This is a genomic window from Haloarcula argentinensis DSM 12282 (assembly GCA_000336895.1).
GTDB classification, from domain to species: domain Archaea; phylum Halobacteriota; class Halobacteria; order Halobacteriales; family Haloarculaceae; genus Haloarcula; species Haloarcula argentinensis.
On sequence record AOLX01000015.1, the window covers coordinates 241,027 to 255,969 of the forward strand.

The window sequence follows — 14,943 nt, forward strand, 5'->3', positions numbered from 1 at the left end:
AAGAGGTTTGCTACCGGCTATTGAACCGGCCTTCGATGGCAGACAACAACGACAGGGAGGAAGCCGTCCGCGATGCCGTGGACGTCTCTCGAAGCGGTGCCCCGGCGGGTGGGAGCGTCATCCGTGATCGGTTCTCCGCCGACGAGATATTCCAGCGTATCATCGTGGCGGCTGACGAGGAGGTGACATCCGGTACCCGGGAGCTGTTTTTCAGCGGGCTCGCCGGCGGGTTCGCTATCACAGTGACGTTCCTGCTGTACGCGTCGCTGTACGGCACGACCGGCGGCGACCCGATACTGAGCGCGCTGCTGTACCCACTCGGGTTTATTTTCATCATTCTCGGGGATTACCAGCTCTACACCGAGAACACGCTCCCGCCGGTCGCGCTCGTCCTCGAACGGCTGTCGAGCATTCCGTCGATGCTTCGCATCTGGGGCGTCGTCCTGGTTTCGAACGTATTCGGCGGGATGCTCGGCGCGCTCGCACTGGCGACGACCGACGTTCTTTCCGACGACGCGGCGGCGGCCGCCGCCGGTTTCGCACAGAAAGCTATCGCAACGTCACAGCTAACGCTGTTCTCGAAGGCGGTGTTCGCCGGCCTCATCGTCGCCGGCGTCGTCTGGGTCGACTACTCGTTGCGGGACAGTATCTCTCGGCTTATGTTGATCTACATCGCCTTTCTGGCGATCCCATTTGGGAACCTCTATCACGTCGTCGTCTCCGCGACGGAGATGTTCTACCTGGTGTTCATCGGCGAACTGGCGCTGTCTGTTGGTCTCTGGCAGTTCGTTCTCCCAGTACTTCTCGGCAATTCCGTCGGCGGCGTCGTCCTCGTGACCGTCGTCAACTACTTCCATACGACCGAACGACGGCTCGAAACAGCGCGGGATCAGGGTTCCAAGCGCCAGCTTACCATCCGGGAGTGGATCTGGGGCGGGTGGTCCGCTTCGGGCCGCTCGTACGTGCCGGCGACCGACGAAATTCCCCGGAGCGAGCCGGAGTCACGAGAAGAGGAACCCTGACACAAACCATTTCAACGCCCTCCGGCTATCGTTGGTGTGAACTGGGTGAGAGATAACCGGCTGCTACTTCTGTTTGCCGCCGTCGTTCTGACGACGCTGGGGACTGTCGGGCTGGGAATCGTCGGTGTCGTCGCAACAGTCGGGGCGCTTCTCGGTGGCGGCGCGGTCATCCAGACCTTCGCCGGATTCCTGCTTGGCACATTGTTGCTCGTGGGCGTCGACATCGTCTTCTCGGTCGCGCTGGTCCGTGCGCTGGCCCGGCGGGCGTCGGTGCCGAAGAGCCAGCGCGTCGCTGGTGGGCTCGACCGTCTGGAATCCGTCGTGCCACCGCTGGCATCGCTCGGCCTCTCGGACGTGTTCGCACCGCCGGAGCCGACAACCGAGGAGCGACACGAGGCGTTGACGCGCCGGTACGTCGAGGGAGAACTCTCCGAGGCCGAATACGAGCGAGAACTACAGGCGCTTCTCGGCGAAGACGAGGCCCCGGAGACTGAACTACAGGACGACGCGGATATCGAGACCGAACTGTCGCGGACCACGACAACCGACACCGAGTACGAACCGGCCCGGGAATAATACTGAGCGGGTTTTACATACGCGCCCGACGACAGGTCAGATATGGACACACCCACGTTTCTCGAAGTCGAGGTGGAGCGGGACGCCGTCGCCTCGGTGCTCGACGCCGTCCCCGGCGTCGCCGTTGTCGACGACGCCACTGCTGTCCCCGCATCTGGACCAACAGGGCCGGCTGCAACGGAGGATTCCGGTCCCGGTCTCACGGACCGTCTCGGGTCACTGTGGCGGCAGTGGGGGCTGCTCGGCACTGGGCTGTCGCTGATCGCGCTCGGCGCGGCGACAGCCGGACTCTGGTGGTACCGCCGTCGCAACGCTGCCGAAACTGATGTCGGTAGCACCGACGAGGACACGCCGGAATGGGCCACGGAACGTCCAAGCGAGACGCCACCGCCGGCTGAGCCGAGCGTCGACACGCCGTCGCCGACCGACACGGAGTTCGAGCCACCAGCAGCGGTAGAAGAGACCGAGGACACGCCGACTCCAGAGGCGGAGGAAACTGCGCTGGCCGGAGAAATGCCACAAAGTGAGTCCGGGTACCGACAGCAGGACAGCAGTGGAGACACCGAGCCGGCCGGCGTTGCCGGGTCGGCGACCGAGATGGACACTCTGGAGCAAGCGGAGCCGGAGCCCACTGAGACGGACGCGGACGAGCGTCCGGAGGCGAAGATCGACCCGGCACCGCTGCTGGGTGCCGCGTTCCTGATTCTGTCGAGCGCGCTCGGTCGGTGGGCCACGCGTGACCGGAGCGACCAGGCGTAGTTGTCACCGGTAGTGGCGATAGGTAACAGTAGTTGCCAATATACTGTCTTTATTCAGCTGTAGAGGTGAAACGCCCGCTCAGTGAGCCTGCCCATCGAGCAATCTGGCGAGATTCAGGCTCACGTTTTTAATTTCGACCCACGGATCACACCGAACGGGATCAGCATTTCTCCCGGTCTCAACCCGCCGTGCTGACCGATAGTCGGGATCACGGATTCGGCCCAGTCGTGGATGAGTTTGTGGTCCCGATGCGTAATAACAAGATCCCCACAGCGCTGTTCGACAGCTGAGCCACCGCCAAAGAACCTACCATCCTCGATAGTCTTTCTCAGGTAGACGTCAACGTTCTCTCGTTCGAGGGCTGTAATCACTGTGTCCTGCGTTTCCGGATCCACCAAGAGGTGTGTCATCTGCTGGGCTCCGTAGATCCCAGGCACACCATTAACTCGCCGTAAGTTGTCGTAGACGGCCTCTATGTCTCGGAGGTCGAGGCAGCCAGGCGGGCCTGGTTCCATATCGATCATCCCGTGGTCGGCGGTGACAAACACGAGTGTGTCGGCCGCTGTCTCGGCGTCTAATTTCTCACCCAACTCGCGTTTGAACGGGCGTGTAATGTCGGCCAGTGTTCGATGGTACGCCTCTGAATCCTGACCTTGATCGTGGGTGACTGTATCGATCTGTGGAAGGTAGACGTAAGTGTAGGTCTGAGCAGTGGCCGATTCGAGTACTTCTCTGAGCTTAGCTGCTGTCTCTGCTGGTCCTTCGACCGGCATCTGGGTGGCACCCCGGAAGGCGACGTTCGCATAATTGGTTCCAAGAGTTGGGGCTGGTTGAATGATCTGTGTTCGGACGCCGGCTTGCTCTAGACGTGGATAGATCGGATCGGCCGTGATGAGGTCACGCGGTGGAAAAGATGGAGTCGACGACGACGCCGACGTGTTTGTGTGTTCTGAAAACGAAAACGAGTGTACGATGCTATTGTGAGGCGGAATGTAGGAACTCCGCCCAAACACACCGTGAGTGCCAGCCGGACGTGCCGTATGAATTGTAGTGATAGCACTTACCGTTGCGGAGGGGACAATACTGGTAAGGGGAGTCACGACACCCTGCTCCGAGACACTCGAAACGACCGGGTCGTCGGAATCTCGCTGCCAACGCTTCCATCCGAGACCATCTAACAAAATAACCACGACGTGCTCGGCCGAAGGATCGATATTACCGAACACGTCGTTAGGGAGCGTTGGTCCGACATCGACGTTCAAAACGCTTGCGGCTGTACCAGGAATATTAGCGAAGCAGTAGTCGTCGTATGCCGGATAGAGCGCTGTGCCCTCTTGATACTGCTCCCGAAGATACCCCTCTATTTCTGTCTGGAGCACGGGTAGTTACTCGATATATGAGTCAATAAAATCACCGACGGGGTTAGTTATTGCGGCGGTCCCGTTTAGCGAGTGAGAGGCGAGGACTTGTCGAACTCTTCATTTGGTGATAGCTCACAAGATGAACGGCCAGCCGCACGACTGCGCCCCAGAGACGTTCGCGGGCGTTCCCGTGAGACCAGCGTTCCTCACGGCGCGGACGGAGATGCGTCGGCACTCAGCCGGCCCAGCGGCCAGCCTGAGCAGACCGTCGGGAACCACGAGACGCTCTTTCGACTGTCGCTCGTCGAGGGCGAGAGTCGGTACGACCCACAGGATTTCACGCACAACAGCGTGGAGAGCGCCGTTCGCGACCTCCTGACCGAAAACGACCCAGAAACGATGCATCGGGCGGGGCTGGACCTGTCTCTTATACACATCTCNCATCAGAGATGTGTATAAGAGACAGACACGAGTCTGAAGTACCACACGCTCCTCGTGGCGGTGCTGCTAGACAACTACCGCTCCGGCCACGAGTTCGCCGACTTCCGCTTGGTCGTCGACGACGCGGACGAGATCGTGCCCCACCAAAGTTCGTAGGCATCGCGAGCGTCTTGGTCGAGTGCCTCAACGTTGATCCGCTCCAACGCCGACAGGGCTTGGTGGGCGTTTTCTTCGTGGCTCGTACGCTAACCAACACAGGGTGAGAAAGTAGCCTTTGTGTTGGTTAGCTGTGACAATACGGTTTCATTACTCAGCAGAAGAGGTGAAATGCCCGCTCAGTGAGCCTGCGAACGGAGTAACAACGACTGACAAATAGAGAAATATCACTTTCCCAAAATTGAGATCCATAATATATTTGTGGAGAGGTGGTGACTTCTGATTCGCAATGGTATCACTTGGCCTCGTCATTGCTCAATTCTACGAGGATATTGCGGAGTCAATGGAAGAACAGGCGCTCAATAAGGCTTCACAACTGGATGCCGAGATCGCTCGGACAGTGTCTATTCGAGGGGTCTATGACAGCCCACTGGCCGCTGACCGCCTTGCGCGCCGGAACGAGATTGATGCGGTTGCCGTGTTAGGGGCTGTAATATCCGGTGATACAGACCACGATCAGGTTGTCGCACATACCGCAGCTCGAAAACTGAGTGACGTGAGCCTCCAGCGTGATACCCCCGTGGCATTCGGGATAATCGGACCAGGGATGAGTTCGGCGGAGGCATCCGAGCGAATCGAATATGGCGTTGAAGCCATCCCGATTGCCGTTGAAACTGTCAAAGAACTACCGTAGCGTAGTGTCGTTTGTATCTTCATCGTACTGCGGTCTTCTTTCCCTGCACTGACAGATACAGCCGTTTCAGTTTCAGAGGGTTAGCTGAATAAAGAAACTGGATTACCAACTACTGGTAAGGAAACGGGCGTTCGGGGCGTCTTCACGCCGGAGACACGCAACAGTCCGACAGGCTAAAGCGAACGGCTCCGATAGCCCGACCATGGAGTTCCACGAGGCCGCGAACTTCCTCTTCGAGTTGCGCCGGTTCGCCCCGCGAGCCGGTACTGATGCCACGCAGGACCTGCTATCGTCGCTCGGTGACCCACATGAGGGGCTTCGCTGCGTCCAGATTGCGGGGTCCAACGGAAAGGGGTCCACCGCGCGGATGGTCGAACGAACGCTGCGGGAAGCCGGCCTCGATGTCGGACTGTACACGTCGCCGCATCTCGACGACGTGCGCGAGCGGATCCGTCTCAACGGGCGGAAACTCTCCGAGGCCGCCCTCGTCGAGTTCGTCGAATCGGTCCGGACGTACGTGACCGAACAGGGCGCGGCCAACGACTCGCCCACCTTCTTCGAGACGATGACCGCGATGGCACTGTGGGAGTTCGACCGTCAGGACGTCGATGTCGCGGTGCTGGAAGTCGGTATCGGCGGCCGATACGACGCCACGAGCGTGGTCGACCCGGTCGCCAGCGCTGTCACGTCCGTGACGCTCGAACACACCCACATCCTCGGCGACACTGTCGAGGAAATCGCCCACGACAAGGCCCACGTCGTCCCCGATGACGGGCCGTTGGTGACCGGGACGACTGGCGACGCACTCGCCGCCGTCCGCGAGGTCGCCAACGACGTTGTGACTGTCAGCGAGGGCGACGACGCCGACGTGACGGCCACGTACGGCGGTCGCGAGGGGCTGGAAGGGGCAGTCTCGGTCGACGGTCCCGACTGGCGCGTCGATACCCACCTCCCGCTGCTTGGCGCACACCAGGCACAGAACGCCGGCATCGCGGCCACGCTGTGTCGGCAGGTCGCGGACGTCTCACAGACAGCCCTCGAACGCGGTCTGCGAAACGCCCACTGGCCCGGTCGGTTCGAGGTGATGAACGAGTCGCCGCTGGTCGTCCTTGACGGGGCGCACAACCCCGGAAGCATCGAGCGCACCGCGGAGACGCTGTCGTCGTTCGACTACGACGACCTCCACGTTGTGATTGGTGCGATGGTTGACAAGGATCACGAACGTATCGTCGCGGCGCTGCCGGACCCAGACCACGTCGTCGCTTGCCGGCCGAACGTCGACCGGGCGGAGTCCCACCACGTCGTCGCGACCGCGGTGGAGAACGCGACCGACGCGGCGGTCGAAACGCGCAGCGACGTTGCAGGGGCGCTCGATCTCGCCCTCGACGCCGCGGAGTCCGGTGATGCGGTCCTCGTGGTGGGGTCGCTGTACGCCGTACGAGAGGCCCGGGCCGACTGGTCGCGCTCGCTGGTCCCCAAACAGATCGACTCGCTGGCCGAGGCCCGCGAGGCCATCGAGAGCGCCCACGTCACCGCAGCCGGGACCCAGCGGATGCGGGGGAAGGGCGTCCACCGCGTCCTGCACACCCGCGTCCAGCCGCGACAGGCTCAGTATCTCAAGGAGGAACTGCTGTCGCTGGGCGGCGAATGTGCGATTTCCGGCTTGAGCAGTCAGGACGAGGAGTCACTCGATGTGGTCACGATGGCGACAATGGCCCAGTACAGGCGGCTCGCCGGGAAACTCGACGGCCAGCCCTACGGGCTCGCATCGTTCGCCGACGAACTGCGGTCGGCGCTATCTATCCAACAGCCCGAGTCGGACACGTCGACAGCGTACCCCTGGGACGATGGGACGGCCGTCATGGGTATCTGCAACATCACTCCGGACTCCTTCCACGACGGCGGTGAGTACAACGCCGTCGAGGACGCTGTCGCCCGCGCCGAGCGGATGGTCGAGGCCGGCGCGGACATCCTGGATATCGGCGGGGAGTCGACACGGCCCGGTGCCGAACCCGTCCCGGTCGAGGAGGAGATCGACCGTGTGGTGCCGGTTATCGAGGCGCTTTCGGAGCTTGACGTCGCCATCTCCGTCGACACGCGGAAGGCCCCTGTCGCGCGAGCAGCGCTCGATGCCGGTGCAGATATCTTGAACGACGTGTCTGGGCTCGAAGACCCGGAGATGCGCCTCGTCGCCGCCGAGTACGACGTGCCGGTGGTCGTGATGCACTCCATCGAGACGCCAGTCGACCCGGACAGCGATATCCACTACGACGACGTGGTGCAGGACTGCATCGACCAGTTGACCGAGCGCGTTCTGCTCGCGGAGAAGGCCGGGCTCGACCGCGACCAGATTATCGTCGATCCAGGCATCGGCTTCGGGAAATCGCCCACAGAAGATTTCGAACTACTCGACCGCCTCCCGGAGTTCGAGGCACTCGGCTGCCCGATTCTGGTGGGCCACTCCCACAAGTCGCTGTTCGGGCTTGTCGGGCAGGAGGCGGGCGACTGTCTGGAGGCGACCATCGCCGGAACGACGCTAGCGGCCGAGCGGGGGGCTGACATCGTTCGTGTCCACGATGTCCCAGAGAACGTTGTCGCCGTTCGCGTCGCCGAGGCAGCCCGCGATCCACAGAAGTTCGAGGACTGATTCTGACTGCTAAACAGGCGGCCGGATAATCGCCAGACGTGACCGACAACCCAAATATTTGGCCACCATTTTTATATTTCTCAATGGTGAGAATCAGGGGCGAACATATAACCCCTATGTCGGTTGACTCTTCTCCATGGCATTCCAGAGCGAGAGTACGGGCTCTCGGAAACGTATCACTGAATCTGATAGGTCTGGCGTCGACGGCGAGACACTGACCGATCGTATCGGACTGGACGCTGGGGAGATACGCTGGCGGAAGGATTTTACTGGATTTGACGAGTCTGACGCCGACAATCTCACCGCGATGGCAGATGAGACGAACGCCCGGGCGGAATCTGTCGTCGACGACTTCTACGATCACCTCCAGTCGTTCGACGAGACTGTCGAGATTTTTGGGCGGTCCACCAAGTCAGTCGACCAGCTCAAAAACACACAGTCGCAGTACCTCCGGGACCTCGTCGCCGGGACCTACGACAAACAGTACTTCGAGAACCGGGCCCGTATCGGGAAGATTCACGATATGCTCGACCTCGGCCCGAAGATCTATCTCGGGGCCTACACCATCTATTTCGAACACTTCTTGCGGACCATCGTCGAAGACCTGCAATCGGGCGACGCTGCCCGGGACGAGGCCCTCGAAGAAATGCAGTCGCGGGCGCTGTCAGTGTTCAAACTGCTCAACCTCGACCAGCAGGTCGCGATGGACACTTACATCGACTCCTACAGCCAGCGTCTGGAATCGGCAATCGATGACCAGCAGACGCTGATGCAAGACGTCGAAAGCGGACTGCAGGAGCCTATCGACGAACTGAGCACCTCCGCCGAGGAGGTCGCCCAGACGAACAAGCAGATTAACGCCGCCGCCGAGAGTCAGTCCGAGTCGATGGACGAAGTGGCGGGCGAGGTCGCGGATATGAGCGCGACAATCGAAGAGATTGCCTCGACCGCCGAGGAAGTCGCGAGTACCAGCACATCGGCCGAGCAGAAAGCTGAGCGCGGGAACGAAGCCGCACAGCAGGCCGCGGCCATGATGAACGATGTCGACGACGCCGTCGATACGGTGTCGGCTGACATCGCGGGCTTACAGGAGCAGGCCGACGAGATCGACGACATCGTCGAAGTAATAAACGACATCGCGGACCAGACCAACATGCTCGCGCTGAACGCCTCCATCGAGGCCGCACGCGCTGGCGAAGCGGGCGACGGGTTCGCCGTCGTCGCCGACGAAATCAAAACGCTCGCTGGGGACTCACAGGAACACGCGAACCAGATCGAAGACACCGTCACGGAGATTCAGGACGAGACCGTCGACGCCGTCGAGAGCCTCGAAACTGTGACCGAGCAGGTGACAGAGGGCATCGATCAGGTCGAGACGGCAGCCGAACAACTCGAAGAGATTGTTTCGGCAGTCAACGAGGCATCACAGGGAATACGGGAAGTATCGGCCGCGACCGACGACCAAGCGGCGTCGACCGAGGAAGTCGCCAGCATGATCGACGAACTGTCGAGCGGTATCGACGAGATGTCGGCACAGCTTGACGACCTCGCAGCGACGAACGAACGGCAGACGGAGAAGATTCAGGACGTGGCCGAAACCGCGCGTCGACTCGACACAGATACGGCGTAACTTCGATTATACGCCGGAAGTTCAATCGCTGGCCAGCCGTGTATGCGGGGACGAGCCCGGAGTGTCCCCGCTCACACACCACCCAAAAACCTATTCCGGACAGTCGAGAGCACCGCGTATGAACCGACGCGACATCGTCCGCGACGGCTACGACGATATCGCCGCGACCTACGCAGCCGAGCGTGACGGCGAGGGTCGCGAGCGCGGTCTGGTCGCGGGCCTCGCGGATCGGCTGCCTGCCGAGAGTCGGGTCCTCGATGCCGGTTGTGGCGCAGGGACGCCTGCGATGGACGTTCTCGCAACCGATCACACCGTCACGGGGCTGGATATCTCTCGCGAGCAGCTACAGATGGCAGGCGAGCGGCTCCCCGGATCGCGGCTCTGTCAGGGAGATCTGGCAGCGCTGCCGTTCCCGGCAGACACGTTCGATGCGGTCGTCTCACTGCACGCGGTCATCCACGTCCCGCGAGCGGAACACGCCGCCGTCTTCGCCGAGTTCGAGCGCGTGCTCGAACCGGGCGGTCGATTACTGGCCGCGCTGGGCAACGAACAATGGGAAGGCAACAACGAGGACTGGCTGGAAACCGAGACCGAGATGGCCTGGAGCTTTCACGGCCGCGAGCGCAATCGCGAGCTACTGACCGAGGCCGGCTTCTCAATCACCGATGTCGAGACCGTCGACGACGAACTCGGTGGGGTGTTCGCGTTTTTCCGGGCGCGAGCGTAGCCCCTCGCCTGCTCACTCCGTCTTCGCCGGCGGCTCGACGGCCTCGGCTTCTGTCTCGGTCACACGGATGCCCTTCGAGGCGAGGTGGCGCATCTGCCGGCGGACGAAGTCTTCCTCCGTCGTCCCTCGCGTCGCGAGAATGACCATCCGGGCGTCACCAGCTGGGCGCATCGTCCGCCCGGCCCGCTGTGCGCCCTGTCTACGAGACCCGCCCAGACCAGAAGCGACGAGCGCGAGTTCGGCGTCCGGCAGGTCGATCCCCTCGTCGCCGACGCGGGAGACGACCAGCGTGTTCAGTTCGCCACGGCGGAACTCGTCGAACAGCTTCTCCCGGCGGGCGTGTGGCGTCTCGCCGCTGATAAACGGCGCATCGATGGCCTCGCTGATGGCTTCACCCTGGTCGAGGTACTCGATGAACACCAGCGCCTTCGCGGCGGGGTTCTCGGCCAGCGCGTAGCGTATCTCGTCGATTTTCCCGGTGTTGCTGGCGGCGACCTGTCGTCGGTCGTGGCCCGACGTGGAACTGTACTCGGACTGTTCGGTTTCGTTCCCCCACGGCACGAGGCGGATTTCGACCTCCGGTTCGGCGACGTAGCCCTCGTCGAACAGTTTGCCCCAGTCCGTGCCGATTGGCGGGCCGATGAGCGTGAATATCTCCTCTTCGTCGTCGCTCTCTCTGGTCGGTGTGGCGGTCAGCCCCAACCGGTGTTTGGTCTGGAGGTCCGCGCTCCGGCGGTGAATCGGCGAGGGGACGTGGTGGACCTCGTCGAAGACGATGAGGCCCCACTTGCGCTGGTCGAACAGCTTCCGGTGCCGGTCCATCCCCGCGGTCCGGTAAGTGGCGATGGTGACCGGCCGAATGCTCTTTTCACCGCCGTGGTACTCGCCGATATCGTCGTCAGTCAGCGAGGTGTGCCGGACCAGTTCGTCGTGCCACTGGGTCGCGAGTTCCCGCGAGGGGACGAGAATCAGCGTTTCGCCGCTGATAGCGGCCATCGCGCCCATCGCAGCGACGGTCTTGCCCGACCCGGGCGGGCCGACGAACACGCCCGAGCCCTGCTCGGTGAACCGCTCGACCCAGTCCTGCTGGTAGTCCCGCAGGCGCAGGCGCAGATCCATCTCGATGGCGTCGCCCGTTTCGAGGTCGCGGTCGTCCCGGACCGGATAGCCTGCCTCGTACAGCGTGCGCTTGATTTCGGCGGTCGCGTCCTCGTTGACCCACGACTCGGAGTCCGAGATGGGGGCTCGGAGGTGGTCGTCGTCGAGTTTCGGCCGGGCGACGTTGCCCATCAGGTCGTCGCTGTCGGCTTCGAGCACGACGTACCCGTCCTCGTGGGTCTTGAGGCGGAACTTCCGGGCGCGTTCCCACTGGCTCGTCACCCACTCTTCGAGGTGGGGCGAGCGCTCGCCCAGCACGTCCCGCATCGTCGCTAGCAGGTCCTCCAGAGATTCGTGCGGTGCGGCCCAGATGTCCTCCTCGCGGAGTTCGTACACGTAGCCGCCCGAGCGGTTGGTGTCCTGCAGGCGGGCGAACTGCGAGAGCTGTGCCCGCGTGAACTGGTCGGGGTGTTCGACAACGACCTCCCTGCGGTCGGGAAACAGGACCACGCGCTCTCGGTCGGTTACCTCGGCGATGTCCGTCGGATACCATACAGACTCGACCTCGGACACGTCCTGACGCTCGATGTCGCCGTCGTCGGCGAGACGCTCCAGTTCTGCCCGCGCCTCGTCGGGTGTCAGGTCCGTCTTTCGGGAGAACTCCGTCGCCGTCAGGTGCGGACGACCGACGGCGTCGATAGCGTCGTAGACGGCGTCGAGTTCGAGTTCCGTGGCGGAGTCCGAGTCGTCGTCTCGGTCGGCTGGCTCCTCAGCTGTCACTACTGATTGGAGGGTGTCGACGCTCAAACGGGTTTCGTCTGGACACTCACTGAGGCGGTTGCGAATACATACCTTAATATAGCGCCACCTAGACCTGCCGGCATGGTTGAGGGAATCGCGGCTGGACCGTGGTCGATCGTTCCCGCGCTCGTCGCCATCGGTCTCGCCTGGTACACCCGGGACGCGCTTATCGGGCTGTTCGTAGGCATCGTCATCACAGGCATGCTGGTCGGCGCATTACATCCTCAGGCTGTTGGGGTCCCGTTGGACCTGATCACCGCTGGCGGTGAGGTTGCGACCGTCCAGCCGCAGGCCGAGGACGGCAGTCCCTGGACGGTCGGCGTCGGTGGCATCGTACTCGGCGGTATCTTCGGGCTGAAGCTCGTTCCGGAGATCATCGCCACGGCCCCGCTGTTCGGGGAGTGGTACGTCAAGAACGTCCTGCTTGCCATCTTTGCCATCGGTGGGCTGATCGGGCTGATGATCCGAGCCGGGGCGATCCAGGGCGTGCTGGAGGCGCTGGTGGCGAGAGCCGACTCCGCCGCAGACGCCGAGAAGGCCGCGTTCCTGGCCGGTATCGCAATCCACATCGACGATTACTTCAACTGCCTCGTGGTCGGCTCGATGATGCGACCGTTGACCGACAAGTTCGACGTGTCACGGGCCAAGTTGGCCTACTACGTCGACTCGGCGGGGTCACCAGCGTCCAGGCTTGCGTTCTACTCGACGTGGGGGGCGGCGATGGTCGGCTTCATCGGGGGCGGCCTCGTCGAGGCACAGCGGCAGGGAACGCTGCCGTCCGGGATGACGAACTTCGTGAACACTGGCGGTGATCAGGTCACCGCGGCGACCGGGGCTGTCTGGCCGCTGTTTTTCAACACGCTGTTTACCGGCTTCTATTCGTGGATCGCGCTCGGCCTCGCTGGCCTCGTCGCGTGGCAAGTCGTGCCAAACATCTACGGGATGGGAACCGAAGAGTCCCGGGCGAGAAACGAAGGGAAGGTCGTCGGCGACGACGCTGACCCGATGATTTCCGCGGAGATGGACGAATACGAGGTGTCCGAAACCGCCACGCCGGACTGGCGGAACTTCGCCTGGCCGATCCTCACGATGATTGTCGTCGGCCTCGGTGCGATGTTCTGGCGGGCCAGCCCCGTCATCTACGTCAAGGGGAAGGAAGGGATGGGGGCCACGCTGCTCCAGCTCGGCAGTTGGCAGCTAATCACGCCGCCGAGCGGGCCGTGGGCATTCAACATCGGGGGCGTCCAGTTGGGTCTCGCCTCGTTCTCCGCGCTCATCGTCGGCTTCCTGCTGTATCGATGGAAGGGCGACATCCCGTCCAACGACGACGCGACCGATGCGATGATGGTCGGCTTCAAGGGCATCCTCCTCGCGGCTGTCATCCTGATGTTCGCCAGTTCCATCCAGAACGCGGTGACGATACTCGGTGTCTCGTCGTTCGTGACGAACGTCTTCGGCGGCGTGCCGGCGTTCATCATCCCAGTCGGCGTCTTCCTCGTGACCTCCTTTGTCAGCTTCTCAGACGGGTCGTCGTGGTCGACCTACGGCATCATGTTCCCCATCGCCATCCCGCTGGCGTTCTCGACGGGCGCGAACCTCCCGCTCGTGCTCGGCGCGGTGTTCAGTGGCGGCATCTTCGGTGACCATACCTCGCCCATCAGCGACACGACCGTCTTAGCGTCGTCGACCAGCGGAAGCGATCATATGGTCCACGTCAGGAGTCAAGCGCCCTACGCTATCATGGCAGCAGGTATCGCAGCCGTGCTGTTCCTCGTGTTCGGGCTGGTGCTCCCCGAAGGGTTCCGCGTCATCCCGTACTGACTGACGGCGCGTTTCTGCTCGCCGTCAGTGCGTCTGAGCACCGTGTCGATCAGAATAGACCGATACTCTCGATTCGCTTCTCGTAGAGGTCTTCGTACTCCGCCCGGACCTGTGCGTGGTCGAACTCGGCGAAGGACTCGTCGACGGTCCGGCGCTCGAAACTGGCCGATTCGGTGATTTTGTCGGCGATCTCCTGCGGGTTCGTCACTCGGAACGCACGGTCGCGCTGTTCGATGAGTTCGTGAGCAGACGACTCGGCCTGGTACTCCACGATGCCGATACAGCCACAGGCCATCGCCCAGAGGAGGTCCGTGGCGAAGCACTCCCGGAACGCTGTCTGGACAAACACGTGCGCGCCCTTGTAAATCGAGACGCGCTCTTCGGTGTCGCACGCACCGACGAAGGTCACGCGGTCGTCAATGCGAAGGTCGGCAGCCTCCTGTTCGTAGTACTCCCGTTCCGGACCGTCGCCGATGATCGTCGCCGACCAGCCCTTCTGTCTAAGTTCCGCCAGCCCGAGCAGTAGCGACTCGACGTTCGCGCTGCCGTCCAGTCGGTGGGCGTACACCACGTCGATCTCTTCGTCGACGTCAGCCTCTCTAACGAGGTCCATGTCGATGCTCTGTGGGAGTATCGCAGTCTGGTCCGCCGTCGCTCCCCGTTCGCGGACCCGCGTACGGACGAGTTCAGATGGTGTGACGAGGCAGTCCGAGGCCCGGAGCGCGAGGTCGGCGCGGCGACTCTCGGGTACGTCCTCGTCCCCGTACCACTCCGTGAGAAGCGGCGCTCGCGAAAGCGTTGCGCCGGCCTTGGCCGCGAGCGCGACCGACGCCGGCGTCGGGTGGACGTGGACGACATCCGGTCGGAATCGCGCGAGCATGACTGGCAGGCGGACACAGAACGACGGCACAGTCGGCGAGACGGTGACGGCGCGGTACGTGATGCCGTCGCGCTCGCGCTGGTTGTCGAACCCTGGCCACCACTGCGAACAGAACACGGTCACGTCGTGGCCGGCAGCGGCGAGTTCGGTAGCCACTCGCTCCAGTCGGGTCCGGCCCACTGTGTCCCGGTACTGACTCGTCTCCATGGCGACGACCGCGACACGCATACAGGGGCGACGACGTGGCCGCTCAAAAATCCACCCGTTCGCGGTTGACGGCGGTAGACGGCAGGTCGACGCTCCAGAACGCTGTCGTTCGGCTGGAGGTTT

At 62.7% G+C, this 14,943-nt stretch carries 12 protein-coding genes; 8 read left to right on the plus strand and 4 right to left on the minus strand.

The window, feature by feature from the left end; all coding sequences use genetic code 11:
• Positions 1 to 35 precede the first annotated feature (35 nt).
• Genes C443_RS07985 through C443_RS07995 form a run of 3 tightly spaced genes read left to right on the plus strand, consistent with a single transcriptional unit; the run spans position 36 to position 2,357 of the window.
• The gene (locus C443_RS07985; RefSeq protein WP_005535412.1) at positions 36 to 1,022 is read left to right on the plus strand and encodes a formate/nitrite transporter family protein; all 987 of its coding nucleotides are present in this window, start codon (positions 36 to 38) and stop codon (positions 1,020 to 1,022) included.
• A gap of 36 nt (positions 1,023 to 1,058) precedes the next feature.
• Positions 1,059 to 1,598 carry a hypothetical protein gene (locus C443_RS07990; RefSeq protein WP_005535414.1) on the plus strand — a complete coding sequence of 180 codons (540 nt, stop codon included), beginning with the start codon at positions 1,059 to 1,061 and terminating at the stop codon, positions 1,596 to 1,598.
• 42 nt (positions 1,599 to 1,640) lie between these two features.
• Positions 1,641 to 2,357 carry a hypothetical protein gene (locus C443_RS07995; RefSeq protein WP_005535417.1) on the plus strand — a complete coding sequence of 239 codons (717 nt, stop codon included), beginning with the start codon at positions 1,641 to 1,643 and terminating at the stop codon, positions 2,355 to 2,357.
• A gap of 119 nt (positions 2,358 to 2,476) precedes the next feature.
• Here the strand turns inward: C443_RS07995 and C443_RS20770 are convergent, their stop codons facing one another.
• Both C443_RS20770 and C443_RS21960 read right to left on the minus strand, forming a co-directional pair.
• Positions 2,477 to 3,736, minus strand: a complete 1,260-nt coding sequence (locus C443_RS20770) for an alkaline phosphatase family protein (protein WP_080505463.1) — start codon at positions 3,734 to 3,736, stop codon at positions 2,477 to 2,479.
• Positions 3,737 to 3,850: 114 nt separating this feature from the next.
• Complete coding sequence (locus C443_RS21960; protein ID WP_204366044.1) at positions 3,851 to 4,123, minus strand: hypothetical protein; 273 nt, start codon at positions 4,121 to 4,123, stop codon at positions 3,851 to 3,853.
• A gap of 481 nt (positions 4,124 to 4,604) precedes the next feature.
• Between C443_RS21960 and ribH the strand changes: the two genes are divergently transcribed.
• The 4 genes from ribH (at position 4,605) to C443_RS08025 (ending at position 10,013) form a co-directional block, all read left to right on the plus strand.
• Positions 4,605 to 5,009 (plus strand): 6,7-dimethyl-8-ribityllumazine synthase, encoded by a 405-nt coding sequence (gene ribH, locus C443_RS08010; protein ID WP_005535424.1) that lies wholly within the window; start codon positions 4,605 to 4,607, stop codon positions 5,007 to 5,009.
• Between the two features lie 202 nt (positions 5,010 to 5,211).
• Positions 5,212 to 7,656 (plus strand): dihydropteroate synthase, encoded by a 2,445-nt coding sequence (gene folP / locus C443_RS08015; protein WP_005535426.1) that lies wholly within the window; start codon positions 5,212 to 5,214, stop codon positions 7,654 to 7,656.
• Between the two features lie 136 nt (positions 7,657 to 7,792).
• Positions 7,793 to 9,286, plus strand: a complete 1,494-nt coding sequence (locus C443_RS08020; RefSeq protein ID WP_005535427.1) for a globin-coupled sensor protein — start codon at positions 7,793 to 7,795, stop codon at positions 9,284 to 9,286.
• A 118-nt stretch (positions 9,287 to 9,404) separates the two neighbouring features.
• Positions 9,405 to 10,013: a class I SAM-dependent methyltransferase gene (locus tag C443_RS08025; protein ID WP_005535429.1), complete on the plus strand. Its 609-nt coding sequence runs from the start codon at positions 9,405 to 9,407 to the stop codon at positions 10,011 to 10,013.
• 12 nt (positions 10,014 to 10,025) lie between these two features.
• Here C443_RS08025 and C443_RS08030 read toward each other — a convergent pair whose 3' ends face one another.
• On the minus strand, positions 10,026 to 11,891 hold the full coding sequence (locus tag C443_RS08030) for a DEAD/DEAH box helicase (protein ID WP_005535431.1): 1,866 nt from the start codon (positions 11,889 to 11,891) through the stop codon (positions 10,026 to 10,028).
• 102 nt (positions 11,892 to 11,993) lie between these two features.
• Here C443_RS08030 and C443_RS08035 point away from each other — a divergent pair, with 102 nt between their 5' ends.
• Positions 11,994 to 13,733, plus strand: a complete 1,740-nt coding sequence (locus tag C443_RS08035) for a Na+/H+ antiporter NhaC family protein (RefSeq protein WP_005535433.1) — start codon at positions 11,994 to 11,996, stop codon at positions 13,731 to 13,733.
• A gap of 49 nt (positions 13,734 to 13,782) precedes the next feature.
• Here the strand turns inward: C443_RS08035 and C443_RS08040 are convergent, their stop codons facing one another.
• Entirely contained in the window at positions 13,783 to 14,841 is a 1,059-nt protein-coding gene (locus tag C443_RS08040) for a glycosyltransferase (protein ID WP_005535434.1), read from the minus strand.
• Between the last annotated feature and the right edge of the window lie 102 nt (positions 14,842 to 14,943).

What these genes read in the sequence shown, in the direction of transcription:
- C443_RS07985 (WP_005535412.1), top strand. Translation starts at nt 36, where the DNA reads ATGGCAGACAACAACGACAGGGAGGAAGCCGTCCGCGATGCCGTGGAC.
- C443_RS07995 (WP_005535417.1), top strand. Translation starts at nt 1,641, where the DNA reads ATGGACACACCCACGTTTCTCGAAGTCGAGGTGGAGCGGGACGCCGTC.
- C443_RS21960 (WP_204366044.1), bottom strand. Translation starts at nt 4,123, where the DNA reads ATGCATCGTTTCTGGGTCGTTTTCGGTCAGGAGGTCGCGAACGGCGCT.
- ribH (WP_005535424.1), top strand. Translation starts at nt 4,605, where the DNA reads ATGGTATCACTTGGCCTCGTCATTGCTCAATTCTACGAGGATATTGCG.
- folP (WP_005535426.1), top strand. Translation starts at nt 5,212, where the DNA reads ATGGAGTTCCACGAGGCCGCGAACTTCCTCTTCGAGTTGCGCCGGTTC.
- C443_RS08020 (WP_005535427.1), top strand. Translation starts at nt 7,793, where the DNA reads ATGGCATTCCAGAGCGAGAGTACGGGCTCTCGGAAACGTATCACTGAA.
- C443_RS08025 (WP_005535429.1), top strand. Translation starts at nt 9,405, where the DNA reads ATGAACCGACGCGACATCGTCCGCGACGGCTACGACGATATCGCCGCG.
- C443_RS08035 (WP_005535433.1), top strand. Translation starts at nt 11,994, where the DNA reads ATGGTTGAGGGAATCGCGGCTGGACCGTGGTCGATCGTTCCCGCGCTC.
- C443_RS08040 (WP_005535434.1), bottom strand. Translation starts at nt 14,841, where the DNA reads ATGCGTGTCGCGGTCGTCGCCATGGAGACGAGTCAGTACCGGGACACA.